Annotated in this window: 2 protein-coding genes and 1 pseudogene; all 3 read right to left on the bottom strand. The window is 74.0% G+C overall.

All coding sequences use genetic code 11. The features are described from left to right. Nucleotides 1-481, bottom strand: a pseudogene (locus AE652_RS40765) (molybdopterin molybdenumtransferase MoeA); the annotation flags it as partial. A gap of 59 nt (nucleotides 482-540) precedes the next feature. Beyond that, on the bottom strand, nucleotides 541-1,461 hold the full coding sequence (galU, locus tag AE652_RS40770; RefSeq protein ID WP_049660927.1) for a UTP--glucose-1-phosphate uridylyltransferase GalU: 921 nt from the start codon (nucleotides 1,459-1,461) through the stop codon (nucleotides 541-543). A gap of 51 nt (nucleotides 1,462-1,512) precedes the next feature. After that, nucleotides 1,513-1,780 (bottom strand): hypothetical protein (locus AE652_RS48860; RefSeq protein WP_234348726.1); only part of this gene is annotated, 268 nt, incomplete at its 5' end.

A 1,780-nucleotide genomic window follows, 5' to 3' on the forward strand; every position in this document is an offset into this window, starting at 1 on the left:
CCGGGCGCAGCACCCGGACCTCCTCGTCCGGGACCGGCGCGGTCATCGCGGCGGCGGCCACCCCGGTGCCGGTGCCGCCGTCGGTCCACTCGACCGGGGCGACGGCCTGGGCGCCGGGCGGCATCGGGGCGCCGGTCATGATCCGGGCGGCCTGGCCGGGGCCGACCCTGGGCAGCACGTCGGCGCCGGCCGCGATGTCGCCGACCACCGAGAGCACCGACGGGTAGGTGTCGGTGGCGCCCTCGGTGTCGGCGGTGCGGACCGCGTAGCCGTCCATCGAGCTGTTGTCGAAGGGCGGCAGGTCGCCGTCGGCGACCACGTCCTCCTCGAGCCGGCAGCCGCGGGCCTCCAGCAGCTGGAGCTCGATCGCGGGCAGCGGGCCGACCGCGGCCAGCACGTCGGCGAGGTGCTCGTCCACCGTCCAGAGGCGGGGGGCCGCCGGGGCCGGGTCCGCTCCGGCGTCGCAGCAGGCGCTGGGCATGGTGCTGTGCTCGGTGGACCCGGTCATCGGCGGCTCGCTCCCTCGGTCGTGGTCCTGCGTCAGTCCTGCATCTCGGAGCCGACGAACTCCCGCAGCCAGGAGCGGAACTCCGGGCCCAGGTCCTCGCGTTCGGCGGCCAGACGGACGATAGCGCGCAGGTAGTCGGCGCGGTCGCCGGTGTCGTAGCGGCGGCCCTTGAAGAGCACGCCGTGCACCTGACCGCCGTCCGCCGCCTCGCGGTTGGTCAGCTCGCGCAGGGCGTCGGTCAGTTGGATCTCGCCGCCGCGGCCGGGCGGGGTCTCCCGCAGCACGTCGAAGACCAGCGGGTCGAGGACGTAGCGGCCGATCACGGCGTAGCTCGACGGGGCCTCGCCGGGCTCGGGCTTCTCGACCAGGTCGGTCACCTGGAAGACGTCCTCGCCGAAGCCGTTCGCCTTGACGGCGGCGCAGCCGTAGAGGTGGATCTGGGAGGGGTCGACCTCCATCAGGGCGACGACCGAGCCGCCGAGCTGCTGCTGCACCTCGATCATCCGGGAGAGCAGCGGGTCGCGCGGGTCGATCAGGTCGTCGCCGAGCAGGACGGCGAAGGGCTGGCCGGCGACGTGCTGCTCGGCGACCGAGACGGCGTGGCCGAGGCCCTTCGGGTCGCCCTGGCGGACGTAGTGCATGTTGGCCAGCTCGACGGACTCGCGGACCCGGGCCAGGCGCTGCTCGTCGCCCTTGCGGACCAGCAGCTCCTCCAGCTCGTAGGCGCGGTCGAAGTGGTCCTCCAGGGCCCGCTTGTTGCGCCCGGTGACCATCAGTATGTCGGACAGGCCCGCGGCGGAGGCCTCCTCGACGACGTACTGGATCGCCGGCTTGTCGACGACCGGGAGCATCTCCTTCGGGGTGGCCTTGGTCGCCGGAAGGAAGCGGGTGCCCAGTCCGGCCGCGGGCACCACGGCCTTGGTCACCGGAACTCGGGGGTTGGTCGTCGTCATGCGTTCACCTTACTCAGGCACGTTTTCGCCCGGCCGAGTACGGGCGGACGGCTAGGACAGCACGTCGCTGGGCCCGGCCGCGGTGGCAGTCGTATGGGTCGCGACCGGCTGGGCGAACGGGTCCCGGCCGACACAGGCCGACACACTACCCGCCTTTTCCGTACGGTCACGTTCGGCATCCGTTCCGTGATCGGGCGTGCGAGCGGCCTGTTCGGAGCGGTCGGCGCGGGGCTCCCCGGACTCCCCGGGCGGCCGGGCCGAGAGCCGCCAGCAGTCGCCGCCGGCCGCCCGGGCCGCGGCGAGCGCCGTGTCGGCGGCG

The sequence above is a fragment of the Kitasatospora sp. MY 5-36 genome (assembly GCF_001182915.1).
Taxonomy (GTDB): domain Bacteria; phylum Actinomycetota; class Actinomycetes; order Streptomycetales; family Streptomycetaceae; genus Kitasatospora.

Coding starts and splice junctions, on each gene's coding strand:
- galU (WP_049660927.1), bottom strand. CDS start 1,461: ATGACGACGACCAACCCCCGAGTTCCGGTGACCAAGGCCGTGGTGCCC.